Raw genomic sequence first — 25,886 nt, 5'->3', positions numbered from 1 at the left:
AAAGTCCCGCAAAAGTCCCTGACACAAAAAAGCCTGGTCATCACTGACCAGGCTCTAATGTAGGGATTTTTTGGTCGGGACGGAGTGATTCGAACACTCGACCCCTTGCACCCCATGCAAGTGCGCTACCAGGCTGCGCTACGCCCCGACTAGTGTTGTCAGCACTGCTGAAAACGGATCGAACTATACCTTAAGCAACTGAAAATGTGAAAGTTTTTTAGCACCTTATCGGATTATTTCCGCAGGACTTGCAGCACTTCCTCCAGCTCCGAAATCATTTGCCGGATCAGTTGCCTGTACTGGGTGGTGTCGTCGCGCGCTTCTTCGCCGGAGAGGCGCTGCCTCGCGCCGCCGATCGTGAAGCCCTGGTCGTACAGCAGCGCACGGATCTGACGGATCATCAGTACGTCTTGCCGCTGGTAATAACGCCTGTTGCCGCGTCGCTTCACCGGGTTGAGCTGGGGAAATTCCTGTTCCCAATAGCGCAGCACGTGAGGCTTCACCGCGCAGAGTTCGCTGACCTCACCGATGGTGAAATAGCGCTTGCCCGGAATCGACGGGAGTTCGTCATTATGACTTGGTTCCAGCATAGGCCTCGACCCTGGCTTTGAGTTTCTGCCCCGGACGGAACGTCACGACACGTCGCGCCGTGATCGGGATTTCCTCGCCGGTCTTGGGATTGCGCCCTGGGCGCTGGCGCTTGTCGCGCAGGTCGAAGTTGCCGAACCCGGACAGCTTGACCTGCTCGTTATGCTCCAGCGCCTGGCGAATCTCCTCGAAAAACAGCTCGACCAGTTCCTTGGCTTCGCGCTTATTCAAGCCTAGCTCTTCGTATAGACGTTCGGCCATTTCAGCTTTCGTCAGAGCCCCCATACGCTATTTCCTTAACGTGGCGTTGAACCTTTCTTCCAGGGAGGTGAGGATTTGCTGCATCGTACCGTTCACCTCGTCGTCGTTTAGAGTGCGCGAAGGGTGCTGCCAGGTCAAGCCGACTGCCACACTTTTGCTAAGCGGATCAATACCTTTTCCCTGATAGACATCAAATAGCTTGAGGTCCGTCAGATGCTCGCCCGCCGCGTCACGAATGCATTGCAGGACGGCTTGCGCCGACACTTCCCGCTCGACCAGCACGGCAAGGTCACGACGGACTTCGGGGAAACGCGACAGTTCGCTGAATGCCGGCAGGCGTCCTTCGGCGATCTCGCCAAGCGCCAACTCGAACAGGTAGACCGGCTGGTCGATGCCCAGGCTGGCCGCCAGCTCGGGGTGCAGGCTGCCGACGAAGCCGACCAGGCGCCCCTCGCGCTCGATGCGCGCCGTCTGCCCCGGGTGCAACGCAGGATGCTCGCCCGCCACGAAACGGTATGCCGCGCCATTTCCGGCAAAAGCCAGCAGCGCCTCGACATCCGCCTTGACGTCATAGAAGTCCACCGCCTCGCGAGCGTTCGCCCAGCTCTCGGGCAGACGGCTGCCGGTCACGACGCCGGCCAGCATGCTCTCCTGCTTCAGCTCGTCCAGCTGGCCGACGAAACGCAGCCCCGCCTCGAACAGACGCACGCGCGACTGCTGGCGATTGAGGTTGTACTGCAGCGCCTTGACCAGCCCCGGCCAGAGCGACGCCCGCATGGCGGCCATGTCCGCGGAAATAGGGTTGGCCAGCTGCAGCGGCTTGATGCCGGGAGTGAACTGCTCGAACAGCTTGGGATCGATGAAGCTGTAGGTGATCGCTTCCTGATAGCCGCGGGCGACCAGCAGGCGCCGCAGCAACGGCAGCTCCGCGCGGGCTTCCGGCTTCGCTTCGGGCGCCAGGCGCGCCTGCGGGTAGCGCACCGGCAGGCGGTCATAGCCATACAGGCGGCCAAGTTCTTCGATCAGGTCGACTTCCAGGCTGATATCGAAACGATGACTCGGCACACCGACCTGCCAGCGCCCCGCGGACTCTTCGCTCACGCTGAGGCCCAGCGACGTCAGCAGGCGCACCACCTCGGCGGCGTCCATTTCCAGGCCCAGCATCTGCTCGATGCGCTCGGCACGCAGCGTCACCGGCGCAACCTTCGGCAAGTCCTCTTCGCTGACTGCCTCGACGATCGGCCCAGCTTCTCCTCCGACGATTGCCAGCAGCAGACCGGTCGCCCGCTCCATTGCCTGGCGCGCCAGTTGCGAGTCGACGCCGCGCTCGTAGCGATGCGATGCGTCCGTATGCAGGCCATAGGAGCGGGCCTTGCCGGCCAGTGCGATGGTGTCGAAGAACGCGCTCTCCAGGAAGATGTCCCGGGTCGCGGCACTCACGCCGCTATGCTCGCCACCCATGACGCCAGCGATCGCCAGCGCCCGCTGGTGATCGGCGATGACCAGGGTATCGGCGCGCAGGCTGATCTCCTGGCCGTCGAGCAGAACCAGCTTCTCGCCCTCCTCCGCCATCCGCACGCGGATACCCGCGTTGATCTCGGCCAGATCGAAGGCATGCAGCGGCTGCCCCTGTTCGAGCATCACATAGTTGGTGATGTCCACGACCGCATCGATGCTGCGGATATCCGAGCGACGCAGGCGCTCCACCATCCACAACGGCGTCGGCCGCGACAGGTCGACGTTGCGGATCACCCGCCCGAGGTAGCGCGGGCAGGCCTTCGGCGCCAAAACTTCAACCGGACGCACCTCATCATGAGTTGTGTCCACCGGTGCGATTTCGACCGAATTGACCGCCGCGCCGTAGATAGCACCAACCTCACGCGCCAGCCCCGCCAGGGAGAGGCAGTCACCGCGATTCGGCGTCAGGCCGATCTCGATGCTTGCATCATCGAGTTCGAGATATGCGCGGAAATCGGCGCCAATCGGCGCATCGGCCGCCAGTTCCATGAGACCGCTATCGTCAGTACCCACCTGCAGCTCGGTTTCCGAACAGAGCATGCCGTTGGACTCGACGCCACGCAGCTTGGCCTTCTTGATCTTGAAGTCGCCGGGCAATTGGGCGCCGATCATGGCGAACGGAATCTTCAGGCCCGGGCGCACATTGGGCGCGCCGCAGACCACCTGGAAGGTCTCGCTACCGTTGCTGACCTGGCAGACCCGCAGCTTGTCGGCATCGGGATGCTGTTCGGTCGCCAGCACCTCGCCCACGACCACGCCACTGAACGCGCCGGCGACCGGGGTGACCGCATCGACTTCTAGGCCGACCATCGACAGTCGGGCGACCAGTTCTTCGCGGGAAACCTGCGGATTCACCCAACTCCGCAGCCATTGTTCACTGAATTTCATCCTGTTCTCCTAAATAGTCATGGACGGGCAACGGCACTAGCGAAATTGCGCGAGGAACCGCAGGTCGTTGTCGAAGAACAGGCGCAAGTCATTGACGCCGTAGCGCAGCATGGCCAGGCGCTCGGCGCCCATGCCGAAGGCGAAACCGGAAAACTTCTCGGGATCGATACCGGACATCCGCAGCACGTTCGGATGCACCATGCCGCAGCCCATCACTTCCAGCCAACCGGTCTGCTTGCAGACGCGGCAACCCTTGCCGCTGCACATCACGCATTGCATGTCGACTTCGGCGGACGGCTCGGTGAACGGGAAGAAAGACGGGCGAAAACGCACACCGAGCGGCTTCTCGAAGAACACCCGCAGGAATTCCTCGATGGTGCCCTTGAGGTCGGCGAAACTGATCCCCTCGTCCACCAGCAGGCCTTCCACCTGATGGAACATCGGCGAGTGGGTGATATCCGAATCGCAGCGATAGACTCGCCCCGGGCAGACGATACGGATCGGCGGCTGGCGCGACTCCATGGTGCGCACCTGCACCGGCGAGGTATGGGTGCGCAGCAGCATGTTGGCGTTGAAATAGAAGGTGTCGTGCATCGCCCGCGCCGGGTGGTGGCCGGGGATATTGAGCGCTTCGAAGTTGTGGTAGTCGTCCTCGACCTCGGGGCCTTCCGCCACGCTGTAGCCGATATGGCTGAAGAACTGCTCGATGCGCTCCAGGGTGCGGGTCACCGGATGCAGGCCGCCGGACGCCTCGCCACGCCCCGGCAGGGTCACATCGATACGCTCGGCGGCCAGCCTGGCGCTCAGTGCGGCCTGTTCGAGCACCGCCTTGCGCGCATTCAGGACGTCCTGCACCTGCGTCTTGGCGGCATTGATCAGCGCACCGGCCTTCGGCCGCTCCTCGGCGGACAGTTTGCCCAGGGTCTGCATCACCTGGGTCAGTTCGCCCTTCTTGCCGAGATACTGGACCCGGATCTGCTCCAGGGCAGCGATGTCTTCACTTCGTTGCACGGCCTCGAGCGCTTGCGCGACCAGTGCATCCAGATTTTCCATGTACAACCTCCAGAGGTTCTTGCAGAACCGCACTGGCTCGCCGACCGTCTAAGCGGCCCACCGCCACGCGCACTTTTGCAAAAGCCCCTCTCAGATACGAAATAGGGGAAGAGCACAAGGCTCTTCCCCTATCGATGACGTTGCAACGAATCCGAAGATCCGTGATTGCCGGGGCTTAAGCCAGGGAAGCCTTGGCTTTCTCGACAATCGCAGCAAACGCCGCTTTCTCGTTCACTGCCAGATCGGCCAGAACCTTGCGGTCGATCTCGATGGCCGCCTTCTTCAGACCGGCGATCAGACGGCTGTAGGACAGACCGTTGACACGAGCACCAGCATTGATACGGGCGATCCACAGAGCGCGGAACTGACGCTTGCGCTGACGGCGGTCGCGGTAGGCATATTGGCCAGCCTTGATTACCGCCTGCTTGGCAACGCGGAATACGCGCGAACGCGCACCGTAGTAGCCTTTGGCGAGTTTCAGAATTTTCTTGTGACGGCGACGGGCAACGACGCCACGCTTAACACGAGCCATGAGTTATTCCTCTGAGTCTTGACCGGATCAACGAACGCGCAGCATGCGCTCCACCTTTGCAACGTCGGACGGGTGCACTTGCGAGCAACCGCGCAGCTGACGCTTACGCTTGGTGGTCATTTTGGTCAGGATGTGGCTCTTGAAAGCGTGCTTGTGCTTGAAGCCGTTCGCAGTCTTCTTGAAGCGCTTCGCAGCACCACTTTTAGTCTTCATCTTTGGCATGTTCGTTCTCCACAGTGTGGGTGATTACAAATAACCGCAAGGCCTGCCAGTGCCCTGGAGGTTACTTTTTCTTCTTGGGAGCGATGACCATGATCAGCTGGCGTCCTTCCATCTTCGGATGCTGCTCGACGGAACCGTACTCGGCGAGGTCGGTTTCGACCCGCTTCAGCAGTTCCATCCCCAGCTCCTGATGGGCCATCTCACGGCCGCGGAATCGCAAGGATACCTTGGCCCTGTCCCCGTCACTCAGGAAACGCACCAGGTTGCGCAGCTTGACCTGGTAGTCCCCTTCTTCCGTCCCTGGACGAAACTTCACTTCTTTGACCTGAACCTGTTTCTGGTTCTTCTTCGCCGCGGCGACCTGCTTCTTCTTCTCGAACAGATGCTTGCCGTAATCCATGATCCGGCATACCGGGGGATTCGCGTCGGCGGAAATTTCAACCAGATCCAGCTTGGCCTCTTCTGCTACCTGCAGCGCTTCATCAATCGAGACGATGCCAATCTGCTCGCCGTCAGCGCCAATCAAACGGACCTCACGAGCCGAGATATTCTCGTTGATCGGGGCCTTGGGTGCAGTTCGTTTATCCTGTCTCATTTCACGCTTAATAGTCATTACTCCAATTCTTGGCGACCACGCCGGGAAACCGCCTGTGCCAACAGCTGCGCGAATTGCTCGAGGGGCATGGAGCCCAGATCGACGCCTTCACGGGTGCGCACAGCAACGGATCGTGTCTCAACCTCCCTATCTCCGATAACCAAGAGATAAGGAGTCTTGAGCAAAGTATGCTCGCGGATTTTAAAGCCGATCTTTTCGTTTCTCAAGTCGCACTTGGCACGGAATCCGCTTTGAACAAGGGTTTTCTCGACTTCCGAGGCAAAAGCGGCCTGCTTGTCGGTAATATTCATGATCACCGCCTGCGTGGGCGCCAGCCATGCCGGGAAAGCCCCCTCGTAGTGCTCGATCAGGATGCCGATGAAGCGCTCGAACGAACCGAGGATGGCGCGGTGCAGCATCACCGGGTGCTGGCGGTCGTTGTTCTCGCTGACGTACTCGGCACCGAGCCGCACCGGCAGGTTGAAATCCAGCTGCAGCGTGCCGCACTGCCACACGCGCCCCAGGCAATCGCGCAGGGAGAATTCGATCTTCGGACCGTAGAAGGCGCCCTCGCCCGGCTGCAGATCGTAAGGCAGGCCCGCGCTATCCAGCGCCGCCGCCAGCGCCGCCTCGGCCCGATCCCAGAGGTCGTCGGAACCGACGCGCTTTTCCGGACGAGTGGACAGCTTCAACTCGATGCCCGAGAAGCCGAAATCGGCATAGACCGCCTGGGTCAGCTTGATGAATGCCGCGGATTCCGCCTGCATCTGCTCTTCGGTGCAGAAGATGTGCGCGTCGTCCTGGGTGAAGCCACGCACGCGCATGATGCCGTGCAGCGCGCCGGACGGCTCGTTGCGATGGCAGGCGCCGAACTCGGCGAGGCGCAGGGGCAGCTCGCGATAGCTCTTCAGACCCTGGTTGTACACCTGGACGTGGCACGGGCAGTTCATCGGCTTGATCGCGTAGTCGCGACTTTCCGATTCGGTGGTGAACATGTTCTCGGCGTAGTTCGCCCAGTGCCCGGACTTTTCCCAGAGCACCCGGTCGACCACCTGCGGCGTCCTGATTTCCAGGTAGCCGTTTTCGCGCTGCACCTGGCGCATGTACTGCTCCAGCACCTGGTAGAGCGTCCAGCCATTCGGATGCCAGAAGACCATACCCGGCGCTTCTTCCTGGGTATGGAACAGGTCCAGGCGCTTGCCGATCTTGCGATGGTCGCGCTTCTCGGCCTCCTCGATACGCTGGATGTAGGCGGCGAGCTGCTTCTTGTCGGCCCAGGCGGTACCGTAGATGCGCTGCAGCTGCTCGTTCTTCGCATCGCCGCGCCAGTAGGCGCCCGACAGCTTGGTCAGCTTGAAGGACTTCAGGAAACGCGTGTTCGGCACGTGCGGCCCGCGGCACATGTCGACGTATTCTTCGTGGTAGTACAGCCCCATCGCCTGCTCGTCGGGCATGTCCTCGATCAGGCGCAGCTTGTAGTCCTCGCCGCGCGACTTGAACACCTCGATCACCTCGGCGCGCGGCGTCATCTTCTTGATGACGTCGTAGTCGCGGTCGATCAGCTCCTTCATGCGCTGCTCGATGGCCGCCACGTCTTCAGGCGTGAAGGGACGCTCGTAGGCGACATCGTAGTAGAAGCCTTCATCGATGACCGGCCCGATGACCATGCGCGCGGTCGGATAGAGCTGCTTGACCGCATGCCCCACCAGGTGGGCGCAGGAGTGACGGATGATCTCCAGCCCTGCTTCATCCTTCGGCGTAATGATCTGCAGCGAGGCATCCCGCTCGATCAGATCGCACGCATCGACCAGTTTCCCATCGATCTTGCCGGCAACGGTCGCCTTGGCAAGCCCCGCACCGATGGATTGAGCCACCTCGGCCACGGTGACCGGATGATCGAACGAACGCTGACTGCCGTCGGGAAGAGTAATGGTGGGCATGGCGCCTCCTCTCCTAGTGGTGACCCGTACCAAAGGCCACATGGGTTGGGATGAGCCAGTAAAGCGGTTCGGCGAGCATGCCTGCCGCACAGTGGCAGGCGCTTGATGAGCTCGACCCGGCGAACCGAAGTCACTGGAGAAAAACAAGTTGGCGATGCCTTCGGCAGCCGGCGCACTGGCAACAGGCCAAAACAGCCGCTTCGCGCCCTCTCCTCACATGAGAGGCACAACCGGATTCGAGCCCCGCCCCGTAATCACGGAGACGGCGAGTCGAGCCAACCGGTTGAAACCAAGGAAAAGGAGCGTTTTTTTGCGGCACCGCAGAGCCGCGCACTCTAACATAAAGAATCAACAAGTTAGCGCTGTATTTTAATCGGGGCATTCGGCGTGGCCGCCGGTCACGCACCAGGGCCGTGAGCCGCCAAGCCTTCGAACTCTTGAGCGGGCACAAGCAATGCCGCCAGCGGCAACCGATGCCGGCCCACCCATGACGCACGCGAAAAACGAAGGGGCACAGCCCTAACGAAACAGCCCCGCGGCTGGCGGGGCTCGGATTCGTTACTCGGTCGGAATGTTCGGATCGTTTTCGAACATGTCGATATCTTCGTCGGTGAGTTCCGTCTCTTCCGGGTCGGACATCGGCGCATCGTTAATGCTCGCACCGTCCGGATCCCCGGGCAGCGCATCATCCGGATCATTCGCCGCGGCTTGCCGCATATCTTCGTCTCGCATAGCTCACCTCTCAGCGAGGCACCCAATGGCCTCCAGGATTCGAACCACGAGGAGCCGGTTGGTGCTAGCCGATGGTCAGGACAGGCCCCACCCGAGCCACCGCTCACGGGCTTGCACCCTGAACGAAAAGCCCGGCGGTCAGGCCGGGCTCGCTCAGAGCCAGACTCAGGGTAGCGGGTTCCCCGGGCCAACCTCATCGGGATCGCCATCGGTGCCTGGCAGGCCAGGATCCAAGACATCCGGCCCAGTGACCGGTCGATCGACCGGGCCATCACCATCGCCAGGGCCGGGCCCGACATCTGGATTGTCCGTTATGAAATCAGGATCAGGGAGCTGGCCCGGATTCTGGTCTTGCCCCGGCACGGGCTGCTGATCATGAGGCCTGTCGAGCGGATCGATACTCATGGGTCACCTCCAGCTGGAGCCAACGATGGCTCTCTTACGTTTGAGATGACGAAGGGTGATTGGTGCCAGCCCGCATGTCGACCCGAGATCGAGTCGGAGTCGCGCGCAGCCATGCTGCAAATGACGGCCGCCACCAAGGCGGCCACACCAAGCATGAAAACCTGCTACATGGGTGCAGGCCGGGTTTAACCTTTAGCCGATGGACGCTTTGCCCAAAACAAAAAAGGCGACCCTTTCGGATCGCCTTCTAAGCCCCGCTTGGCGCGGGATCGAATTGGTAGGCACAATTGGATTCGAACCAACGACCCCCACCATGTCAAGGTGGTGCTCTAACCAACTGAGCTATGTGCCTTCGATGGGGGCGCATTCTAAAGCCACGGCGCCGAGAGTCAAGCGATTTTTTTCGCTAACTCACTGATATTTGGAATTTTTGAAAATTCCACCCAAGCCTCGGGCGAACCCTGGCGGCCAGGAGGGATAGGCGCTAGCATGCCGTCAAATATTCGCAACAGAGCATCCAATATGCCGCACACGGATTACCCCGCCTCCTACTATGCCGCATCCGCCAATCCCGCCCGCGAGCGCTCCGAGCTGCAGGAAGAAAAGCGCACCGATGTCTGCGTCATCGGCGCGGGTTACACCGGCTTGTCCACCGCCCTCTTCCTGCTCGAAAACGGCTTCAAGGTTATCGTGCTGGAAGCGGCAAGGGTCGGCTTCGGCGCCTCCGGGCGTAACGGCGGGCAGATCGTGAACAGCTACAGTCGCGACCTGGACAGCATCGAGCGGAGCGTCGACACCAGCGCAGCGAAGCTGATCGGTGCAATGGCCTTCGAAGGTGGGCGGATCATTCGCGAGCGGGTGGCCCGCTACGGCATCCAGTGCGACCTGAAGGACGGTGGCGTATTCGCGGCCTTCACCGACAAGCAGATGCATCATCTCGAAGCCCAGAAGGCGCTGTGGGAGCGCTACGGCTACGGTCAGCTCGAACTGCTCGATGAGCGCGGCATCGGCCAGGTCGTGGCATGCGATCGCTACATCGGCGGGATGCTCGACAAACAGGGCGGGCATATCCACCCGCTCAATCTGGCGCTGGGCGAGGCCGCGGCGATTGAGTCCCTGGGCGGCGTGATCCATGAACAGACGCCGGCCATCCGTATCGAGCGAGGCCCCACGCCGGTGGTCCACACCCCCAAGGGAAGCGTGCGTGCCAATTTCGTCGTGGTGGCCGGCAACGCCTATCTTGGTGACCTGATCCCCGAGCTCGCGGCGAAATCCATGCCCTGCGGCACCCAGGTAATCGCCACCGAACCGCTCGGCGAAGAGCTCGCACGCAGCCTGCTGCCACAAGACTATTGCGTCGAGGACTGCAACTACCTGCTCGATTACTACCGGCTCTCCGCCGACAAGCGCCTCATCTATGGTGGCGGGGTCGTCTACGGCGCGCGCGATCCGGCGGACATCGCGTCGATCATTCGCCCGAAGATGCTCAAGACCTTTCCCCAACTCCAGCAGGTGAAGGTCGATTACGCCTGGACCGGCAATTTCCTGCTGACCCTGTCCCGCCTGCCACAGGTGGGGCGCCTGGGCGACAACATCTATTACTCGCAGGGCTGCAGCGGCCATGGCGTGACCTATACCCACGTCGCCGGCAAAGTGATCGCCGAAGCGTTACGCGGTCAGGCCGAGCGCTTCGACGCCTTTGCCAGCTTGCCGCATTACCCGTTCCCTGGAGGCCACAGCCTGAGGGTCCCCTTGAGTGCGCTTGGCGCCATGTATTACACCCTGCGCGACAAGCTCGGCATCTGACGCAGCCTCAATTCACGGGGCAGCGCGGGACCGGCTCGCAGCGTCGGGTCGCCTCTACGGCCGGTGGCAGTGGCGCGGCGAGGCGGTCATCGTCCGGCGCAAGGCGCAAGGCGCAGGCTCGGGCCTGCTGCGCAACAGCCGCACAGCCCTGCTCCGCCATCACCTGGGACAGGTTGAACCAACCAATCGCGAAGGACCCGTCGCGCACGATACTGGTGCGCAGCGACTGCTGTGCGCCTGTCTTGTCACCCGCAGCATATTGACTGTTGGCCAGAGCGAACCACGGCAACCCGCTTGGCCAGCGCGCACCAGCGGTCTCGTACGCCGTACGCGCGGCCTGGCTCTGGCCGACCTGCTCGAGGTCGCTCGCACTGCGCAGCCAGACCGTTTCCTCCGCCGTTTCGGGCAAGCGATCGGGCTCGAGGGTCAACACGGCCCAGCGCCCGCCTTTCGCCCAGGATCGCTCGAACTGGCGGAAATTGCCCACCCAGCGCTTCGTGGTGCCGGAGCGCAGGACGATACTTTGCTCGGCGAGGTCGTACCCCACCACTACCGCGAAATGCCACTGTGGCCAGCGCTCGAACGCCAGGTTCTGCAGAACCAGCACCGGATTGCCGGCAGCAACCTCGGCAAGCACGGCCTCCAGGCGCGGGCGCAGAGGATAGACCAGCAACCCGCTGGAGCGGGCCGCGGCAACCATCTCTACCTGCAGGCTGCCTTTTCGCTGAGGAATGTAGACCTGCTCGACAAGCTGCTCCGGACTGGCGGCAATCCCCCGCTGCGACAGCATGGTCGCCAGCGCGGCCGGGCCGCACTGGTACTCCTCCTGCGGGAAAAACGGCACATCGACCAGTTCGGCCCGCGCGGGCAACTGCGCATCATCGATGGGCATCACCGAGGTGCGCGCGCAGCCCCCGAGCAGAACGATCGCCAGCAGTATCGATAACCGCCGACTCAACGGTTGATGCAATTGATGAAGTTGAAGATGTTGGTGGCGCAGAGCATGTCAGTGATGATGAAAACCACCAGGAACAGCACGATCACCCCAACCACACCTGCACCGGCCGGTGCCTGATCCAGCTGCTGGTTGAATTGCGCCAGCTCCGCCGGCGTCAGGCTGTTGATACGCTTTTCCACCTGCTCGCGCTCGACGCCCATCGACTCGAGCTTTTTCTGCACATCCTGGTCATCCAGCATGCTCAGCAATTGCTGGCGATCCACCTGCTGTTGTTGTTCGGCGATCACTTCCGGCGTACCGATCATGGCCGCCTGTGCCAAGGGAATCTGGGCCACCAAGAGCAGATGCAAGGCAGCCAGGACAGTCGCAACACGCTTGAGCAAGGGGGAGGTAAACATAGCGCAAACTCCTAGTTTGTCGTCAGCCCGGGGATTGCAAAGGGCCATCAAACAATATGACGAAACATATGCGGCTTCGGTTCCCGTAACGAAACACTCTTTTTGCGCTGAACATCGACACAAGCGCAGCGTCAACCGTACAGTCGAGTCGACTGCACTTTTGGTATTAACCATGCATCAAAGAAAGCATCGACCAAGCAAGGAAAACGACATGCGCCAGAACCATCAGTTGATCAGCCTGACAATGGCGGCAACCCTCCTGGTTGGTTGCCAGGCCAGCCCAACGGCGAGCCCCCCTGGCGCTGATGCTGGCACGAGCGGCTGCAATGCCGATGCGGTACAGCATTTCATCGGCAAAACCGCCACCACCGACCTGCTCGAAGAGGCACGCAGCCAAGCCGGCGCAAGTGTTGCCCGCATTCTTCGTCCTGACGATGTCGTGACCCTCGAATACGACTCGCAGAGGCTGAACATCAATACCGACGCATCCCTGGTGATAACACGCCTCAACTGCGGCTGATGCGCAAAGCACAGTATCGACACTCTGTGCCCCGTCCACGATCCACGACATAGCGGACGACCGCCGGACTTTACTCATGCCCTCACGACACAGGCGCAGCAGAACCACAAGCGAACCGATAGCTCCACGACCGGTGCCAGCTGATACGAGGAACGGGATGACATATCGGAAGCTCACATCCAGCGCGCCCTTCTGGATTGCACTGGTAACACTCGTTTTCATGGCTCTGAAGAGCTCATCCAACAACCAGTTGTTCCCAGGGGCCGACAAGTTCTATCACTGGCTCGGTTTCGCCACCCTCGTCTTCACCGCCCACATAGCCTTTGCGAAAGCACCCCTGCGCTCCCTGTTCATATGGACACTGATCGGCGCCGCCTCGATAGAAGTACTTCAGGCAACGATGCCTGGCAGAACGGCGTCGCTCGCCGACATGACGGTCAACATCATCGGCGTGCTCACCGGCCTGGCCGGCATCCATCTCTACCGGGATGGCAGTGGACAACCGGCGCAGTGGAGGAATGCACCACGCAGAAAAAAGCGCCGCCGCCATCGCAGTGCCGACAAAGGCGATTCGGCCGGCGGCCGCAGCGCTCAGTGAAGCCCCTGGCTCGCAACGAGCCAGGGCCAGGATCCGTTGCGGTTTCGATATGAACCCGTGGAGCCGGTGGACAACGCTTCGTGTTTTTCCACCCAGGCATACAGGAACCGGGGACGGCTGTAGGAGCGCGAACCCCGGCCAGACACGAGCATCGCGGGCATGGCCCGCCCCTACGAAAACCGTCTCGCGGAAACGCGGCCAAGCCCCTCCAAGACCTACTGAGCCACCGCTCTGCGCATCCGCAAATGCGAAGCCGACATCCACTTTGGCGGCATGAGCAGGAAGTACAGGTTGTAGCGGCTGATGACGACCTGCGCGACCAGCGGTGCGGCGATGCCGACCAGGGTTCCGAGAACCAGATGCGCGGCGATCGAATCGATGCCCAAGAACTTGCTCAGGATCACCCGGACCCCGCTACCCGCAAGAATGTGCATCAGGTAGATGGTCATCGAAGAAGCGCCGATGAACAGAAACCAGTTGGCCCGGAACTGCCCGAGCCACATCGACAAGGCGATCATGAAGAAGATGGAAAGGGTCGCCAGCGCCAGCACAGGCAGCCCAGCATCCTTGTAGTTCAGCCCGAAAGTGATATGGAACAGGTACTGTCCGATGACGAACAGCGCACCGAAGAACAATGTCAGTTGCGTATAGCGGGCCAGGAAGAATGCCTTGACCTCGTTGAACCAGACGCCCAAGGCAAAAAACACGGTATTGCCGAGAATGAAGCGCGTCATGTTGTTCACGGTGAGTTCCTGCTGAAAGACGAACAGGGCGCCGAACAACATCACCAACGGCAGGAAATACCGGCGATCGGCACGTGCATAGAGGAACGCACAGACCACGAATACCAGGAACAGCGCATAGAGGAACCAGAACTGTGCGCGCGGCATCCAGAACAACGACAGCACCTCGGTCAACGTCACCTGACCGTTGGTGTAGTTCGACAGAACGACCTCGAACGTCCCCTGCAGTAGCGACCAGACGATAAAGGGATAGATGATCGTATCGACCTTGTTGATGATCAGCCCGCCCCTGCCCCGTTTCTGCAACGAGTCGAAGAAGAACAATCCCGACAGGAAAAAGAATAGCGGCATGTGGAAGCTATAGATGATGCTGTCGACGAGCACGAACTCCGCCTCATCCATGGGCAGCCCCGCACTGAAGACGCCGCGCGCGACATGTCCATAGACAACGAGGATGATGCCGATCGCCTTGGCATAATCAACCCAAACGTTTCTCTCCTGCATGCTGTCGTTCTCCTTTTCCGTGGCCAATAGGCAGGCAGCATCCGGCCGGGAAAAGCGCCGGATGGAGGAGATAGACAACGGGTTTTCGGGTTGGTTTTGCCGGCCGAATCAGCCCGACGGGCTGTCAGCCGATCAACTCGCTGAACGGGATGAACCGCACAGGCTCGCCCTCTTCGAACCGGGCATGTTCGGGCACCACCACCAGGCCTTGCGCCCATGCCGCGCTGCGCAGCACCGACGAGCTCTGGTTGGCATAAAGCTGCGCCTTGCCCTGCTCGATTCTGGCCCGCAGATACTCGCGCCGCTTGCCGGGCTTCGGCCAGGCAAAGCCCGCGGCAACTGCGAAACCGAGCGGCTCGACCTCGACAACACCCATGCGGCGCAGCAGGTAAGGCCTGCCCAGGATGCCGAAAGTGACCAGGGTGGACGCGGGATTACCCGGCAACCCCAGCAACGGAATGCCACGATAGCGCCCGCAGGTAAGCGGCTTGCCGGGCTTGATCGCCAGTTTCCACAGCGTCGGCTCGCCCTCCTCGCGAAGGACCTGCCCGAGAAAGTCCGCCTCACCGACCGACACGCCTCCGCTCGAGAGAATCAGGTCGACGTCCGCTAGAGAATCCAGGCAATCGCGTATCTTCTGCAGGTCATCCGGCAGCACGCCGAGGTCGATCACCGTGCAGCCCAGACGCTCGAGCCAGTGACGCAACAGAACGCGGTTGCTGTTGTAGATCTGCCCTGGCGCCAGGGTCTGCCCCGCTTCGACAAGTTCGTCACCGGTGGAAAGCAGCGCCACCCTCACCCTTCGCACCACCTTGAGCTCCGTCAGGCCAAGCGACGCGACCAGCCCCAGCTCGATCGGACCAAGGCGCGTACCCGCCGCGAGCACAGGATCGCCACGGCGCACTTCGCCGCCTTGCGGGCGCACGTTCTGTCCGTGCCGCAGCGGCTCGGAGAAACGCACCCGCCCATCCTCCAGTACCGCGACATTCTCCTGCATCTCGACGGTATCCGCGCCATCCGGAAGCGGGGCGCCCGTGAAGATGCGCGCGCAGGTCCCAGGCTTCAGGCTATCCGGCTGCATTCCGGCGAAGATTTTCTGGCTGACCGGCAAAGGCCCACCAACCAGATCCGCATGGCGGAGCGCATATCCGTCCATGGCGCTATTGGGCCATGGCGGCAGATCCAGCCCGGCGGCCAATGTTTCGCCCAGGACACGCCCTTCCGCCTCGCTCGCCGCGACAATCTCGTGAGCATGGATGGGCTCTGCATCCGCCTGCGCCAGCAACAGCGCCAGCGCATCATCGACAGGCAACAGCTCGGCCTGGCCAGCACTCATGCGCGCGTCTCGCACGCCGGCGCGGACTTGAGATGGGCGACGAAGTTGCATGGCCGATGGCGTGCATCCAGCTGCTCGGCGAGGATGCCGTCCCAGGCGGTGCGGCAGGCATTGGTGGAGCCGGGCACGCAGCACACCAGCGTCGCATTGGAAAGGCCGGCCAAAGCACGGGACTGGACCGTGGAGGTGCCTATATCGGCAACCGAGATCTGCCGGAACAGCTCTCCGAACCCATCGACCTGCTTGTCCAGCAGGCAGGCGACGGCCTCAGGCGTGCTGTCCCGGCCGGTAAAACCCGTGCCGCCGGTTACCAGCACCACCTGCACCTCGTCGTCGGCGATCCAGGCAGCCACCTGGGCACGAATACGATAGAGATCATCCTTGAGCAGAACCCGTGCCGCCAGCCGATGCCCCGCCGCGGTCAGGCGATCGGCGAGCAGTTGGCCGGAGGTATCGGTTTCGTGGGTACGGGTATCGCTGACCGTAAGCACGGCGATGTTCAGAGGAACGAAAACTTGATCGGCAAGATGGCTCATGGCAGGCATCCGGTTGTTAGCGTACGGGCCGGGTGTTATATCACAGCCTTTTACCGGAGCACCTTCATGGCCGATTGCAGACTCCCCTCGTGCTCCATCCTGCTGCTCGCAGGTGGGCGCGGACAGCGCATGGGCGGCCAGGACAAGGGCCTGATCGAATGGCGGGGACGGCCCCTGATCGCATGGCTGCATGATCTTGCCCGCCCACTGACGGACGACCTGCTGCTGTCCTGCAATCGCAACCAGGCACGCTACGCCGCCTATGCCGATCGGCTGCTGGGTGACGAAGAAGCAGGTTATCCGGGACCCTTGGCGGGAATACGCGCAGGGCTCGCCGCGGCCCGCAACCCCTGGCTGCTGGTACTGCCCTGCGATACGCCCCTGCTCGATGGCCCCCTGCTGCAGGCCATGTACTCGGTCGCGATCTCCATTCCGGACAGGCCGCTGATGCTACGCCGCGGCGAACAATGGGAACCTTTGTTCAGCATGATTCCCGCCCATCTTTCAGAAGAAATCGATACCCGTTGGCTAGCGGGAGAGCGCAGCGTGCAGCGCCTGTTGCTGCAACTCGGGGCGCACGGCCTCGAACTGGAAGAAAGCGACCACCGCCTGGCCAACCTCAACACGCCGGAACTGCTCGAGCGTACCGAACGGCAGATGGGAACTTAGCCGCTGCCCGATTCGTCCCATGGGTATCGTCACCAGGAAAAAGGACAAGGTCATGCGTTCAGGCACCATCCCGGCATTGCTGCTCATCCTAGGCTTCAGCGTGCTCGCAGGTTGCGCCAACCCAAGCGTGATAACGCTCAACGATGGCCGGGAAATCCAGACCCTGGATCGGCCCGACTATGACGAAGAGTCGGGCTTTTATGAATACGAGCTGATCGATGGCAAACCAGGCCGGGTGAACAAGGATCAGGTTCGTACCCTAAGGGAACTTTGATTTCCTCCCCGTCGGGTAGCCCTTCGGATTGCGATCGCCGCGAGGGCGCGCCTCCCACAGGGGCAGCGTGCGCCTACTGTCAGCTTGCTGCGAGACTGGGTGTCGTGGACTGATCGCCAGCAAGCGGGCTCCTACAGCCCCGCCAACGATCCGGTTGCAGACCGCAGAACGCTTGTATCGCCCCCTTCGGAACCCCCTCGCTTCGCCCATTGAAAAAAATCCTGGCTAAGCCCTTGTGAAGCAAAACTTTTTCTGTAAAATGCGCGCCATCTTCGGAGCGTAGCGCAGCTTGGTAGCGCGTCTCGTTCGGGACGAGAAGGTCGCTGGTTCGAATCCAGTCGCTCCGACCATATCCCGCTGTTCAACCACTTGCTTACTCAAGCAATTGCTGGTTGAACAAGTAAAAAAACCGGCCAACGTGCCGGTTTTTTTCATTTACCGCCTGATAAAAACCCGTTATTCCTGCAGAAATCCCACCACTTGCTCCGCCTCAAAAGGCCAGTCCAACTCCGCGCCCGTATCGACTCGGCGCAATACCGGAATGCGTAGTCCGTAATCATCGACCCACTCCGCCCGATCCGAAATATCGAGAAGCTCCACCAGCAGTCCATATTCGACCAAGGGCAGCAGCACCTCCTCCGCCTGCTCGCAAAGGTGGCAACCCAGGGTCCCGAAGAGCTGGCATTCAGGCAACATTTGTTTTCTCTCGCTCCGATCGTGCCGACATTCTAGCAGTTTGCACAAGGCACCTTCATTGCCTTCCAGAACGCAATCGAGAACGGTGAAATCCCCTCGAGGTGTGAATTAGTACCCACTCGGCTATGGATTTCGATATCCCCATTCGACTCCGAGCAAGCAAAACGCTAGGATGCAGCGGCCCGAGGCAACAGAGATTGTCCGGCATTAGCGTCTTGATCTCTCGCCAGCAAGACACGACAGGAGTGCCGACGAGAGACAATCGAACAGGGATTAGCCCTGCGAAAGCGTCTAGCACGTTGACTATCGGCCCCTGACGACTAAAGTCTAAAGGTTGAAAAACCCATGTAATGTTTTATTGCATGGGCGCCGTAAAGAGCGACTTCAGAGCATCATCCAACGAGGAGAAATAAGAAATGCTCAAGACCCCCATCGCCCGGGGCGTGGCCCTCGCCACTCTGGGAGCAACACTGGCTATCCCCACCCTGGCTCAAGCCGCCTTCATCGAAGACACCAAGGCAAGCCTGGAACTGCGTAACTTCTATTTCAACCGTGATTACCGTAACGAAGGCGGCAATACCGCCGCTACCGCAGCCGGTCAATCTAAGTCGGAAGCATGGGCTCAAGGCTTTCTGCTTCGCATCGAATCTGGCTACACTGAAGGCACTGTTGGGTTTGGTGTTGATGCGCTCGGCCTTCTCGGCGTGAAACTGGACGGCGGCGCTGGACGCACCGGCAGCGGCCTGCTTCCTGACTCTTACGATGAGCAGACGCCAGACGATTATTCTTCACTTGGCCTTGCTGCCAAAGCCAAAGTGTCAGAAACCGTTCTGAAAGTTGGTACGCTGCAGTTCAAAAACCCAGCCATCGGCACCAGCGACAGCCGTTTGCTACCGCAAACAATGCAGGGCGCCCAAATCGTTTCGAAAGAAATTGCTGGCCTGACACTGGATGCTGGTTATGCAAATCGCATTAACCATCGCGACTCCAGCAATAATGAAGCGATGAGTTTGAACTCCGGCGGCCGTCGCGGGATCGCCGTTAGCGGTGTAAACGAATCCGATGATTTCCGCTTCCTAGGCGGTAGCTATCAGGTGACCAAAGACCTGACCGCTACTTACTACTACAGCAATCTGGAAGATCTGTACAAACAGCACTCGTACAACTTGGTGCATGTACTGCCGATCGGCGACGGCCAGTCGCTTAAGACAGACTTGCGCTATGCGCGCTCCAAGGACGATGGCAACAGCAACGTTGACAACAAGGCCCTCGGCGCCATGGTCACCTACTCGATCAGTGGCCATAGCTTTGGCCTGGGCTACCAGAAGATGAGCGGTGACACCGGCTTCGCCTATGTCGGCGGTGCTACCGATCCGTTCCTGGTCAACTATGTACAGATCAACGATTTTGCCAACGCCGATGAGAAATCCTGGCAGGCTCGTTACGACTTCAACTTCGCGTCGATCGGCATCCCCGGCCTAACCTTCATGACTCGCTACCTCTCTGGCGACAACTTCGACCGCGCTGACGGCACCGAAGGTAAGGAGTGGGAGCGCGACATGGATATCGGCTACACCTTCCAAGAAGGCGCACTGAAGAACCTGAACGTGAAATGGCGTAATGCCACTGCCCGTAACAACTATGGCAATGACATCGACGAAAACCGTCTGATCGTCAGCTACACCATTCCGCTGATGTAATAGCGGTACCAACTGCTGTAACAAGAAAACCCGCTTCGGCGGGTTTTCTTGTTTCTGCTCGAGTAGTTACGCCAGCAACAAAAAACAACTAGCGTTGGCACAAATGTCGGTGCGGCTTAGCGTAATTACGAATTGCGGCAACGAAACGGGAACCTTGCCCCACCAGCACGCTCGAAACTTGAGGTACCGGGACGTTCCGTCCCTGCGAGACTCAAGAGGAGCTGCAGATGTCTACCGATTCCACTTTCGGCACCAGCGATAACACCCCGATTCCTGAAGGGACCGCGGGGAGCACTCCGCCGTTGATCGACAAATCCGCTCACCGTCGCAACCTGCAGGCTGCGCAGAATGCGCTGATCGAGGAATTCCACACCCTGATCGGCGACACCGAGCGCCTGCTCAAACATACCCAGGAAACCGCAGGCGGCCAGACCGAAGAGCTGCGCAGCAAGATCAATGCGAACATCGCCAAGGCCCGCGAGATGCTCAAGGAAAGCGAAGGCTCGATGCGCGACCAGTGCCAGACGGCAGTCCAGTGCACCGAAGAATACGTGCATACCCACCCCTGGCAATCGATCGGTATCGCTGCCGGCGTCGGCTTTCTGTTCGGCCTTATCTCTTCACGCCGCTGATGGGAGAGCAGCCAATGGAAGCCAAGCCCGGCGAAGAGGCCCCGAAACCCTCACTGAAGAAGCTGGGCGGCGCGTTCGTCGGCCTGCTGCAGGGCCATCTGGAACTGCTCGGCGTCGAGGTTCAGGAAGAAAAGGTCCGGACCTTCCGGCTTTTTCTTCTCGCGGGGGTCAGCCTGATCCTGGGGCTGCTGATTCTGGTCGGACTGTCGGCTGCGATCGTCATCGCCTTCTGGGAAAGCCATCGAATCGCAGCAATCCTGGTGCTTTGCGCCATCTACGCCGTTGCGCTGATCATCTGTGTCGTTCGCGCCCTGAAACTCGCCAAGGAATGTGCCGCACCATTCAAGGCCACCCTTGAAGAGCTCGAGCGCAACCGGGAGCGTCTACTGCCATGAGCCGTCCTTTGAGCACTTCGAATGAGCCGAACATGCGCAAGGAGCTGATCCGACTGCGCATGGAAATGCACCGCCAGCAATTGCTCTATCACTCGCAGCCACTGTCGCATCCTCTGCGTCAGGTCCGGAACATGATGGTGGCCAGACGCGAATCATCCGAACGTTCGAGCGGCAAAGGCCCCGTCGTGATCGCCACGACTGTGATACTGGCCCTGTTCGGTCGTCGCCTCGGCAGGATCGGCAAGCTCGCCCGTGTCGCGTTGACCCTGTATCCGCTGATCAAGGGACAACAGAAGCTGAAGCAGAAGCTGCGCTAGGGTTTGTTCCAATTTCGATATAGCTGATTGATATTAAAGGTAAAGCCGTTTTCTGGCGGAGATTTGGATATTGTTGTAGGAGCGAGCCATGCTCGCGAACCCTGGCCCAGCAAGCCATCGCGGGCATGGCCCGCTCCTACAGGCAAGGCGGCTTACGATGAAACGGGAACAACCCCTCGCGGATGCGTACGCGAAAGGGTGCGATACTGCGGCTCGATACGGCAATGCTTGTGGTAGTTTCACCGTATCACGATACAGATGATTGCCACCTGGGCGGCGGATAGCGCTGTCGGTTGAGTTACTCGGGCCGGGTGCCGGGCGGAGCTGCTCGCTGCGCTCGGCTCCGGCCTGCATCTGTGCGCAATTCTAGAGACGATATGGAGATAGTCCTTGGACTGGCACACCCTGCTCACCCGTGAACGACTCGGCAAATCCGTCCATAGCAGCGACGAGCTCGGCCGCAGCCCGTTTCACAAGGACCACGACCGTATCATCTTCTCCGGGGCCTTTCGCCGGCTGGGACGCAAGACCCAGGTGCATCCGGTGTCCAGCAACGATCATATCCACACGCGCCTGACGCACTCGCTGGAAGTGAGCTGCGTCGGCCGTTCGCTGGGCATGCGCGTCGGCGAGGTGCTGCGTGACGAGTTGCCGGACTGGTGCAGCCCGGCCGACCTCGGCATGATCGTCCAATCGGCCTGCCTCGCCCATGACATTGGCAATCCACCCTTCGGCCATTCCGGCGAGGACGCCATACGCTACTGGTTCCAGCAGGCGGCCGGGCGCGGATGGCTCGACGACATGAGCGACGCGCAGCGTACCGATTTTCTCAACTTCGAAGGCAACGCCCAGGGCTTTCGCGTGCTCACGCAACTGGAATACCACCAGTTCGACGGCGGAACGCGGTTGACCTATGCCACGCTGGGCACCTACCTCAAGTACCCCTGGACGTCGCGTCACGCCGAGGCCCTCGGCTACAAGAAGCACAAGTTCGGCTGCTATCAGAACGAACAGCCACTGCTGGAACAGATCGCACAGAAGCTGAACCTGCCCCAGGTGGAAGAACAACGCTGGGCGCGCCATCCGCTCGTCTACCTGATGGAGGCGGCCGACGATATCTGTTATGGCCTGATCGATCTGGAAGACGGCCTGGAAATGGAGCTGCTCGACTATTCGGAAGTGGAGGCACTGCTGCTGGGGCTGGTCGGTGACGATCTGCCGGACACCTACCGCCAACTGGGCCCTGGGGATTCGCGGCGGCGCAAGCTGGCGATCTTGCGCGGCAAGGCCATCGAGCACCTGACCAATGCCGCTGCGCGCGCCTTCGTCGAACAGCAGCACAACCTGCTTGCCGGACAACTGCAGGGCGATCTGGTCGAGCACATGCACGGCCCCGCCAAGGAATGCGTGGTCCAGGCCAAAGCCATGGCCCGGCAGAAGATCTTTCAGGACAAGCGCAAGACGCTGCACGAGATCGGCGCCTACACCACGCTGGAAATACTGCTCAACGCCTTCTGCGGCGCGGCGCTGGAACAACATCGAGGCAGCACCCTCTCCTTCAAGAACCAGCGCATCCTCGACCTGCTCGGACGCGGCGCACCGGCCCCGGAGCTGACGCTCTACGACGCATTCCTGCGCATGATCGATTTCATCGCCGGCATGACCGACAGCTACGCCACGGAGATGGCCGGCGAGATGACCGGCCGCTCCAGCCCGGTATGAGTGCATGAAGCGCCTGCTGCGACAGAGCCTGTTCTGGCACCCCGGGCACCCCGCCTGGGGCGCAGCGATGGTCGCCGGCTTCGGTTGCGCCCTGCCATTGCTGCTGGGCCTGTTCAGTGGCCACCCGGGATTCCTCTGGGCCACCGTAGGCGCCTTCCAGGCGGCCAAGGCCAACCCTCTGCACCGTTTCGGCATGCTGCGCATGCTGTTGCTCATCGCACTGGGCGCCTGCAGCACGGGGCTGGGCTTCTGGTCGGCCACCCACCCCTTGATCAGCCTCGGCCTGTTTGCCTTTTACGGCCTGCTGCTGGCCTGGCTGCAGCGCTACGGCAGCGAAGCCGGAAAGCTGGGCATCGGTCTGGCGATCTGCCTGTGTCTCGGCCAGGGGCAGTACGGCATCGCCGATTTCAACAACCCTTATGCGATCGCCATGCTGTTCGCCCTCGGAGGCCTTTGGGTGACCTTGCTGGCGTTCGGCATGCGCGGCATGCACGGGCTGCGCATGTGGCCGTACATGCCGCGGCTGCTGAGCATTCTTCGAGTGCTTCGGCGGCACGCCCGGCGAACACCGATTCGCCAGTGGCGCGTGCATGCCGTGACCTACATGCTTGCCGCCGCACTGGGCGGGATAATCGTCAACCTGGCCGAACTGCCAAGAGGGTACTGGCTGACGCTGGCGGTTTTCACCACCCTGCAGATGGACCTGGAGAAGAGCCTGGTACGCGCGCTACAGGCAGGCATCGGCATCTTCATCGCCGCCGCCATCCTGATCTACCTGGGGCATGGCCTGGCCGACCCGCCGCTGATGGTGATGATCCTGCTGCCCCTGGTGGTGCTGGGCAGAGCATTCCAGGCGAATCACTACGGGCTTTTCGTTCTGCAGACGACGCTGCTGTTTCTGCTGCTGGCCGAAACCCTCGCGCAGGACTGGAACCTGCCGCAGATACGCCTGCTGAACGCGGCCATCGGGGTCAGCCTGGCGCTGCTGATCACATCGCTGATGCATCTGTTGCGAGTGCTGCTGGCCAGGCGTTCCCGCAGCAAAGCCCAGCCGATACCGACGCAGCGAGCGGACGATCAGACTACTTCTCGACCCTGATCGGGTTTTCCGGATACCACACATCCATCAGCGGGCTGACGGTGTATTCGGCAAGCTCGCTGCGGCCTTTCAGCCAGGCGTCGACCTTTTCACGCTGCTCTTCGCTGACCGAACCACGGCGGGCAAGACACACGAAGCCATAATCCTCGCCGCCGATGTAGCCGAGCTCGTTGGCTTCCATCGCTTCGCTGATGAAGGCTTCGAGGAAATCGTCCACGGCCTTGCCATCGATCCCTTCGCGATAGGTGAGATTGATCTCGAAGCCCAGCTCCTGGAATTCGTCGACACAGAGTTTCTTGCGCAGGCGACGCGAGCGATTGGTAGCCATTGGATCGATCCTTTTCTACATGATGACGGCGCGCACTCTAACAGCAACCTCCCGCTTAGGCGATGCCCGACCGCCGGTGCCGGCCATCGGATTGTCGAGTCCCGTTGCAACTCTCTTTGCAGGACCCCACCCGGCGCGGCTACGCTTATCGGATAGCGGCACAGCGCCTCTACAGCCCGGGCATAATGCCCATCCCTTTCCCTTAGAGCAGTGGGAAACCCGCATGCAAGACCGTATCGCCAGCAATGCTCCGTGCCCGATCCAGAGGCGCTCGCAATGAACAGAATCCTTCGCCGCATCGCCTTCGCCGCACTGACCTTGCCGATGGCGCTGCCCATCCATGCCGCCAGCGTCAACCAGAGCCTGCCGGCACGGGTCGAACAGGCCCTGAAGGCCAACAAGATCGACCGGGACGCGCTCTCGGTGGTCATGCTGCCTCTCAATGGCAATGGCGCACCGACGTTCGTCAATGCCGACGTCTCGGTCAATCCCGCATCGACCATGAAGCTGGTCACCACCTATGCGGCACTGGAGCTGCTGGGGCCCAACCATCAGTGGAAGACCGAGTTCCATACCGACGGCCCGCTGGTGGACGGCACGCTCGACGGCAATCTGTACCTCAAGGGCGGTGGCGACCCCAAGCTGAACATGGAAAAGCTCTGGTTGCTGCTGCGCGATCTGCGCGCCAACGGGGTGAAGAAGGTCACCGGCGACCTGGTGCTGGATCGTAGCCACTTCGTCCAGCCCAACCTGCCGGTGTTCGACGACGATGGCGGCGACCAGAACAAGCCCTTCCTGGTCGGCCCGGATTCGCTGCTGGTCAACCTCAAGGCACTGCGCTTCATCGTTCGCAACGACGGCGGCAGGGTGAACGTCGCGGTCGAGCCACCGATCGCCAGCGTACGCGTCGACAACCGCGTGCAGGCCCTGCCGGCCGCCAAGTGCCCGGGCTGGCCGGAGGTGCTCTACAACCCGGTCCAGGATGGCGACGGCGTCACCGTGGTGGTCACCGGCAAGCTCGCCGCCGGTTGCAGCGCCCAGACCTACCTCTCGCTGCTGGATCACGAGCACTATGCAGCGGGCGCCGTGCGAGCGATCTGGGCTGAACTGGGCGGCAGCATTCTCGGCCGTGACCGGGTCGCGCAGGTACCCGCCAATGCCCGCCTGCTGGCCAGGGCCCATTCGCCGGACCTGACCGAGATCATTCGCGACATCAACAAGTACAGCAACAACACCATGGCCAAGCAGCTGTTCCTGAGCCTGGGCGCGGAGTTTCGCAACGAAGCGGATGCCGACGATTCCAAGGCCGCGCAGCGGGTCATTCGCCAGTGGCTGGCCAAGAAAGGGTTGATCTCGCCCCACCTGGTGATCGAGAACGGCTCCGGCCTGTCACGTGCCGAACGGGTCAGCGCGCGCGAACTCGCCAGCCTGCTGCAAGCCGCCTGGCGCAGCCCCTACTCCGCCGAGTTCATCTCGTCGATGCCGCTGGCCGCGGTGGACGGCACCATGCGCAAGCGCCTGCGCAATACACCGGTGGCCGGCAAGGCGCACGTCAAGACCGGTACGTTGAACACCGTGCGAGCGATCGCCGGCTACAGCCGTGACGGCGACGGCAATACCTGGGCGGTCGTGGCCATTCTCAACCATCCCCGTCCCTGGGGCGCCGCGTCGATCCTCGATCAGGTGCTGGTCAGCCTGTACAGCCAGCGCAACGAGAGCACCGCGCAGCGCTGATACCGACGCGGATGAAAAGCGGTCGCCGATCGATGTAGGGAGCCGGCTTGCCGGCGATCAAAGGAACAGGATCGCCAGCAAGAACCAGGCGCCCCGGCTCTCATCAAACATAGAATAACGCTTTGTTTTTATTGGATAGATTTTAGAGATTTCGCCAGTTCGCAGGGTGGGCAACGGCGAAGCCTTG

General features: G+C 61.2%; 29 protein-coding genes and 3 tRNA genes. 13 read left to right on the top strand and 19 right to left on the bottom strand.

The window, feature by feature from the left end:
- Positions 1 to 71 precede the first annotated feature (71 nt).
- The 12 genes from IN820_RS03385 to IN820_RS03330 form a co-directional block, all read right to left on the bottom strand.
- Positions 72 to 148: transfer RNA gene (locus IN820_RS03385), tRNA-Pro, on the bottom strand.
- 85 nt (positions 149 to 233) lie between these two features.
- On the bottom strand, positions 234 to 590 hold the full coding sequence (locus IN820_RS03380; protein WP_193679624.1) for a MerR family transcriptional regulator: 357 nt from the start codon (positions 588 to 590) through the stop codon (positions 234 to 236).
- The gene (ihfA, locus tag IN820_RS03375; protein WP_003282572.1) at positions 571 to 873 is read right to left on the bottom strand and encodes an integration host factor subunit alpha; all 303 of its coding nucleotides are present in this window, start codon (positions 871 to 873) and stop codon (positions 571 to 573) included. The genes IN820_RS03380 and ihfA overlap by 20 nt, the downstream gene beginning before the upstream one ends.
- 3 nt (positions 874 to 876) lie before the next feature.
- Positions 877 to 3,255, bottom strand: a complete 2,379-nt coding sequence (pheT, locus tag IN820_RS03370) for a phenylalanine--tRNA ligase subunit beta (RefSeq protein ID WP_193679623.1) — start codon at positions 3,253 to 3,255, stop codon at positions 877 to 879.
- Between the two features lie 36 nt (positions 3,256 to 3,291).
- Positions 3,292 to 4,308: a phenylalanine--tRNA ligase subunit alpha gene (pheS, locus tag IN820_RS03365; RefSeq protein ID WP_193679622.1), complete on the bottom strand. Its 1,017-nt coding sequence runs from the start codon at positions 4,306 to 4,308 to the stop codon at positions 3,292 to 3,294.
- 175 nt (positions 4,309 to 4,483) lie between these two features.
- Positions 4,484 to 4,840 (bottom strand): 50S ribosomal protein L20, encoded by a 357-nt coding sequence (gene rplT / locus IN820_RS03360; protein WP_003282569.1) that lies wholly within the window; start codon positions 4,838 to 4,840, stop codon positions 4,484 to 4,486.
- A gap of 27 nt (positions 4,841 to 4,867) precedes the next feature.
- On the bottom strand, positions 4,868 to 5,062 hold the full coding sequence (gene rpmI / locus IN820_RS03355; protein WP_003298367.1) for a 50S ribosomal protein L35: 195 nt from the start codon (positions 5,060 to 5,062) through the stop codon (positions 4,868 to 4,870).
- A gap of 61 nt (positions 5,063 to 5,123) precedes the next feature.
- The gene (infC, locus tag IN820_RS03350; protein ID WP_172974169.1) at positions 5,124 to 5,675 is read right to left on the bottom strand and encodes a translation initiation factor IF-3; all 552 of its coding nucleotides are present in this window, start codon (positions 5,673 to 5,675) and stop codon (positions 5,124 to 5,126) included.
- Positions 5,675 to 7,597, bottom strand: coding sequence for a threonine--tRNA ligase (gene thrS, locus IN820_RS03345; RefSeq protein WP_193679621.1), 1,923 nt, complete (start codon positions 7,595 to 7,597; stop codon positions 5,675 to 5,677). The genes infC and thrS overlap by 1 nt, the downstream gene beginning before the upstream one ends.
- Before the next feature lie 558 nt (positions 7,598 to 8,155).
- Complete coding sequence (locus tag IN820_RS03340) at positions 8,156 to 8,329, bottom strand: hypothetical protein (RefSeq protein WP_193679620.1); 174 nt, start codon at positions 8,327 to 8,329, stop codon at positions 8,156 to 8,158.
- Between the two features lie 165 nt (positions 8,330 to 8,494).
- Positions 8,495 to 8,734, bottom strand: coding sequence for a hypothetical protein (locus tag IN820_RS03335; RefSeq protein WP_193679619.1), 240 nt, complete (start codon positions 8,732 to 8,734; stop codon positions 8,495 to 8,497).
- 275 nt (positions 8,735 to 9,009) lie between these two features.
- Positions 9,010 to 9,086 (bottom strand) — tRNA-Val (locus IN820_RS03330).
- Between the two features lie 170 nt (positions 9,087 to 9,256).
- Between IN820_RS03330 and IN820_RS03325 the strand changes: the two genes are divergently transcribed.
- The gene (locus IN820_RS03325; RefSeq protein ID WP_193679618.1) at positions 9,257 to 10,540 is read left to right on the top strand and encodes an NAD(P)/FAD-dependent oxidoreductase; all 1,284 of its coding nucleotides are present in this window, start codon (positions 9,257 to 9,259) and stop codon (positions 10,538 to 10,540) included.
- 7 nt (positions 10,541 to 10,547) lie between these two features.
- Here IN820_RS03325 and IN820_RS03320 read toward each other — a convergent pair whose 3' ends face one another.
- The gene (locus tag IN820_RS03320) at positions 10,548 to 11,498 is read right to left on the bottom strand and encodes a PA2778 family cysteine peptidase (protein ID WP_193679640.1); all 951 of its coding nucleotides are present in this window, start codon (positions 11,496 to 11,498) and stop codon (positions 10,548 to 10,550) included.
- Positions 11,495 to 11,896, bottom strand: a complete 402-nt coding sequence (locus IN820_RS03315) for a PA2779 family protein (protein ID WP_193679617.1) — start codon at positions 11,894 to 11,896, stop codon at positions 11,495 to 11,497. The genes IN820_RS03320 and IN820_RS03315 overlap by 4 nt, the downstream gene beginning before the upstream one ends.
- Positions 11,897 to 12,107: 211 nt before the next feature.
- Here IN820_RS03315 and IN820_RS03310 point away from each other — a divergent pair, with 211 nt between their 5' ends.
- A complete protein-coding gene (locus tag IN820_RS03310) occupies positions 12,108 to 12,416 on the top strand; it encodes an I78 family peptidase inhibitor (RefSeq protein WP_193679616.1) in 309 nt (102 codons plus the stop codon).
- A 157-nt stretch (positions 12,417 to 12,573) separates the two neighbouring features.
- Entirely contained in the window at positions 12,574 to 13,014 is a 441-nt protein-coding gene (locus IN820_RS03305) for a VanZ family protein (protein ID WP_193679615.1), read from the top strand.
- A 215-nt stretch (positions 13,015 to 13,229) separates the two neighbouring features.
- On the opposite strand, the gene IN820_RS03300 is transcribed toward IN820_RS03305, so the two are convergent.
- From IN820_RS03300 to moaB, 3 genes are all read right to left on the bottom strand, one after another.
- Positions 13,230 to 14,261, bottom strand: a complete 1,032-nt coding sequence (locus IN820_RS03300) for an acyltransferase family protein (protein ID WP_193679614.1) — start codon at positions 14,259 to 14,261, stop codon at positions 13,230 to 13,232.
- A 124-nt stretch (positions 14,262 to 14,385) separates the two neighbouring features.
- Positions 14,386 to 15,597 carry a molybdopterin molybdotransferase MoeA gene (locus IN820_RS03295; RefSeq protein ID WP_193679613.1) on the bottom strand — a complete coding sequence of 404 codons (1,212 nt, stop codon included), beginning with the start codon at positions 15,595 to 15,597 and terminating at the stop codon, positions 14,386 to 14,388.
- Positions 15,594 to 16,133, bottom strand: coding sequence for a molybdenum cofactor biosynthesis protein B (moaB, locus tag IN820_RS03290; RefSeq protein ID WP_193679612.1), 540 nt, complete (start codon positions 16,131 to 16,133; stop codon positions 15,594 to 15,596). The genes IN820_RS03295 and moaB overlap by 4 nt, the downstream gene beginning before the upstream one ends.
- 66 nt (positions 16,134 to 16,199) lie before the next feature.
- On the opposite strand from moaB, the gene mobA reads away from it, so the two are divergent.
- The 3 genes from mobA (at position 16,200) to IN820_RS03275 (ending at position 17,426) form a co-directional block, all read left to right on the top strand.
- The gene (gene mobA, locus IN820_RS03285; protein WP_193679639.1) at positions 16,200 to 16,802 is read left to right on the top strand and encodes a molybdenum cofactor guanylyltransferase MobA; all 603 of its coding nucleotides are present in this window, start codon (positions 16,200 to 16,202) and stop codon (positions 16,800 to 16,802) included.
- 52 nt (positions 16,803 to 16,854) lie between these two features.
- The gene (locus IN820_RS03280; protein ID WP_193679638.1) at positions 16,855 to 17,076 is read left to right on the top strand and encodes a YgdI/YgdR family lipoprotein; all 222 of its coding nucleotides are present in this window, start codon (positions 16,855 to 16,857) and stop codon (positions 17,074 to 17,076) included.
- A 273-nt stretch (positions 17,077 to 17,349) separates the two neighbouring features.
- Positions 17,350 to 17,426: transfer RNA gene (locus IN820_RS03275), tRNA-Pro, on the top strand.
- 106 nt (positions 17,427 to 17,532) lie between these two features.
- Here the strand turns inward: IN820_RS03275 and IN820_RS03270 are convergent.
- On the bottom strand, positions 17,533 to 17,772 hold the full coding sequence (locus IN820_RS03270; RefSeq protein ID WP_193679611.1) for a glutaredoxin family protein: 240 nt from the start codon (positions 17,770 to 17,772) through the stop codon (positions 17,533 to 17,535).
- A gap of 416 nt (positions 17,773 to 18,188) precedes the next feature.
- Between IN820_RS03270 and IN820_RS03265 the strand changes: the two genes are divergently transcribed.
- From IN820_RS03265 to IN820_RS03240, 6 genes are all read left to right on the top strand, one after another.
- On the top strand, positions 18,189 to 19,472 hold the full coding sequence (locus IN820_RS03265; RefSeq protein WP_193679610.1) for an OprD family porin: 1,284 nt from the start codon (positions 18,189 to 18,191) through the stop codon (positions 19,470 to 19,472).
- Between the two features lie 227 nt (positions 19,473 to 19,699).
- A complete protein-coding gene (locus IN820_RS03260; protein WP_037037036.1) occupies positions 19,700 to 20,104 on the top strand; it encodes a DUF883 family protein in 405 nt (134 codons plus the stop codon).
- 14 nt (positions 20,105 to 20,118) lie between these two features.
- Positions 20,119 to 20,499: a phage holin family protein gene (locus tag IN820_RS03255; protein WP_193679609.1), complete on the top strand. Its 381-nt coding sequence runs from the start codon at positions 20,119 to 20,121 to the stop codon at positions 20,497 to 20,499.
- A complete protein-coding gene (locus IN820_RS03250) occupies positions 20,496 to 20,816 on the top strand; it encodes a hypothetical protein (RefSeq protein ID WP_193679608.1) in 321 nt (106 codons plus the stop codon). The genes IN820_RS03255 and IN820_RS03250 overlap by 4 nt, the downstream gene beginning before the upstream one ends.
- Positions 20,817 to 21,206: 390 nt before the next feature.
- Positions 21,207 to 22,538 (top strand): deoxyguanosinetriphosphate triphosphohydrolase, encoded by a 1,332-nt coding sequence (locus IN820_RS03245; RefSeq protein WP_193679607.1) that lies wholly within the window; start codon positions 21,207 to 21,209, stop codon positions 22,536 to 22,538.
- A gap of 4 nt (positions 22,539 to 22,542) precedes the next feature.
- Positions 22,543 to 23,637, top strand: coding sequence for an FUSC family protein (locus tag IN820_RS03240; RefSeq protein WP_193679606.1), 1,095 nt, complete (start codon positions 22,543 to 22,545; stop codon positions 23,635 to 23,637).
- Here the strand turns inward: IN820_RS03240 and IN820_RS03235 are convergent.
- Positions 23,621 to 23,965, bottom strand: coding sequence for a YggL 50S ribosome-binding family protein (locus IN820_RS03235; protein ID WP_193679605.1), 345 nt, complete (start codon positions 23,963 to 23,965; stop codon positions 23,621 to 23,623). The two genes, IN820_RS03240 and IN820_RS03235, sit on opposite strands and share 17 nt — an antisense overlap.
- A gap of 276 nt (positions 23,966 to 24,241) precedes the next feature.
- Between IN820_RS03235 and dacB the strand changes: the two genes are divergently transcribed.
- Entirely contained in the window at positions 24,242 to 25,699 is a 1,458-nt protein-coding gene (dacB, locus tag IN820_RS03230; RefSeq protein ID WP_193679604.1) for a D-alanyl-D-alanine carboxypeptidase/D-alanyl-D-alanine endopeptidase, read from the top strand.
- Positions 25,700 to 25,886 lie beyond the last annotated feature (187 nt).

The sequence above is a fragment of the Pseudomonas lopnurensis genome (genome assembly GCF_015070855.1).
Lineage (GTDB): Bacteria > Pseudomonadota > Gammaproteobacteria > Pseudomonadales > Pseudomonadaceae > Stutzerimonas > Stutzerimonas lopnurensis.
This window is presented reverse-complemented; position numbering and strand designations above follow the sequence as displayed.

Excerpts from the sequence above, each read along its gene's own strand:
- pheT (WP_193679623.1), bottom strand. The coding sequence starts at position 3,255 with ATGAAATTCAGTGAACAATGGCTGCGGAGTTGGGTGAATCCGCAGGTT.
- dacB (WP_193679604.1), top strand. The coding sequence starts at position 24,242 with ATGAACAGAATCCTTCGCCGCATCGCCTTCGCCGCACTGACCTTGCCG.
- IN820_RS03270 (WP_193679611.1), bottom strand. The coding sequence starts at position 17,772 with ATGTTGCCTGAATGCCAGCTCTTCGGGACCCTGGGTTGCCACCTTTGC.
- IN820_RS03235 (WP_193679605.1), bottom strand. The coding sequence starts at position 23,965 with ATGGCTACCAATCGCTCGCGTCGCCTGCGCAAGAAACTCTGTGTCGAC.
- IN820_RS03335 (WP_193679619.1), bottom strand. The coding sequence starts at position 8,734 with ATGAGTATCGATCCGCTCGACAGGCCTCATGATCAGCAGCCCGTGCCG.
- moaB (WP_193679612.1), bottom strand. The coding sequence starts at position 16,133 with ATGAGCCATCTTGCCGATCAAGTTTTCGTTCCTCTGAACATCGCCGTG.
- IN820_RS03325 (WP_193679618.1), top strand. The coding sequence starts at position 9,257 with ATGCCGCACACGGATTACCCCGCCTCCTACTATGCCGCATCCGCCAAT.
- IN820_RS03280 (WP_193679638.1), top strand. The coding sequence starts at position 16,855 with ATGCGTTCAGGCACCATCCCGGCATTGCTGCTCATCCTAGGCTTCAGC.
- IN820_RS03260 (WP_037037036.1), top strand. The coding sequence starts at position 19,700 with ATGTCTACCGATTCCACTTTCGGCACCAGCGATAACACCCCGATTCCT.
- IN820_RS03305 (WP_193679615.1), top strand. The coding sequence starts at position 12,574 with ATGACATATCGGAAGCTCACATCCAGCGCGCCCTTCTGGATTGCACTG.
- ihfA (WP_003282572.1), bottom strand. The coding sequence starts at position 873 with ATGGGGGCTCTGACGAAAGCTGAAATGGCCGAACGTCTATACGAAGAG.
- IN820_RS03295 (WP_193679613.1), bottom strand. The coding sequence starts at position 15,597 with ATGAGTGCTGGCCAGGCCGAGCTGTTGCCTGTCGATGATGCGCTGGCG.
- IN820_RS03240 (WP_193679606.1), top strand. The coding sequence starts at position 22,543 with ATGAAGCGCCTGCTGCGACAGAGCCTGTTCTGGCACCCCGGGCACCCC.
- rpmI (WP_003298367.1), bottom strand. The coding sequence starts at position 5,062 with ATGCCAAAGATGAAGACTAAAAGTGGTGCTGCGAAGCGCTTCAAGAAG.
- IN820_RS03265 (WP_193679610.1), top strand. The coding sequence starts at position 18,189 with ATGCTCAAGACCCCCATCGCCCGGGGCGTGGCCCTCGCCACTCTGGGA.
- IN820_RS03310 (WP_193679616.1), top strand. The coding sequence starts at position 12,108 with ATGCGCCAGAACCATCAGTTGATCAGCCTGACAATGGCGGCAACCCTC.
- IN820_RS03255 (WP_193679609.1), top strand. The coding sequence starts at position 20,119 with ATGGAAGCCAAGCCCGGCGAAGAGGCCCCGAAACCCTCACTGAAGAAG.
- infC (WP_172974169.1), bottom strand. The coding sequence starts at position 5,675 with ATGACTATTAAGCGTGAAATGAGACAGGATAAACGAACTGCACCCAAG.
- mobA (WP_193679639.1), top strand. The coding sequence starts at position 16,200 with ATGGCCGATTGCAGACTCCCCTCGTGCTCCATCCTGCTGCTCGCAGGT.
- rplT (WP_003282569.1), bottom strand. The coding sequence starts at position 4,840 with ATGGCTCGTGTTAAGCGTGGCGTCGTTGCCCGTCGCCGTCACAAGAAA.
- thrS (WP_193679621.1), bottom strand. The coding sequence starts at position 7,597 with ATGCCCACCATTACTCTTCCCGACGGCAGTCAGCGTTCGTTCGATCAT.
- IN820_RS03250 (WP_193679608.1), top strand. The coding sequence starts at position 20,496 with ATGAGCCGTCCTTTGAGCACTTCGAATGAGCCGAACATGCGCAAGGAG.
- IN820_RS03380 (WP_193679624.1), bottom strand. The coding sequence starts at position 590 with ATGCTGGAACCAAGTCATAATGACGAACTCCCGTCGATTCCGGGCAAG.
- IN820_RS03340 (WP_193679620.1), bottom strand. The coding sequence starts at position 8,329 with ATGCGAGACGAAGATATGCGGCAAGCCGCGGCGAATGATCCGGATGAT.
- pheS (WP_193679622.1), bottom strand. The coding sequence starts at position 4,308 with ATGGAAAATCTGGATGCACTGGTCGCGCAAGCGCTCGAGGCCGTGCAA.
- IN820_RS03315 (WP_193679617.1), bottom strand. The coding sequence starts at position 11,896 with ATGTTTACCTCCCCCTTGCTCAAGCGTGTTGCGACTGTCCTGGCTGCC.
- IN820_RS03300 (WP_193679614.1), bottom strand. The coding sequence starts at position 14,261 with ATGCAGGAGAGAAACGTTTGGGTTGATTATGCCAAGGCGATCGGCATC.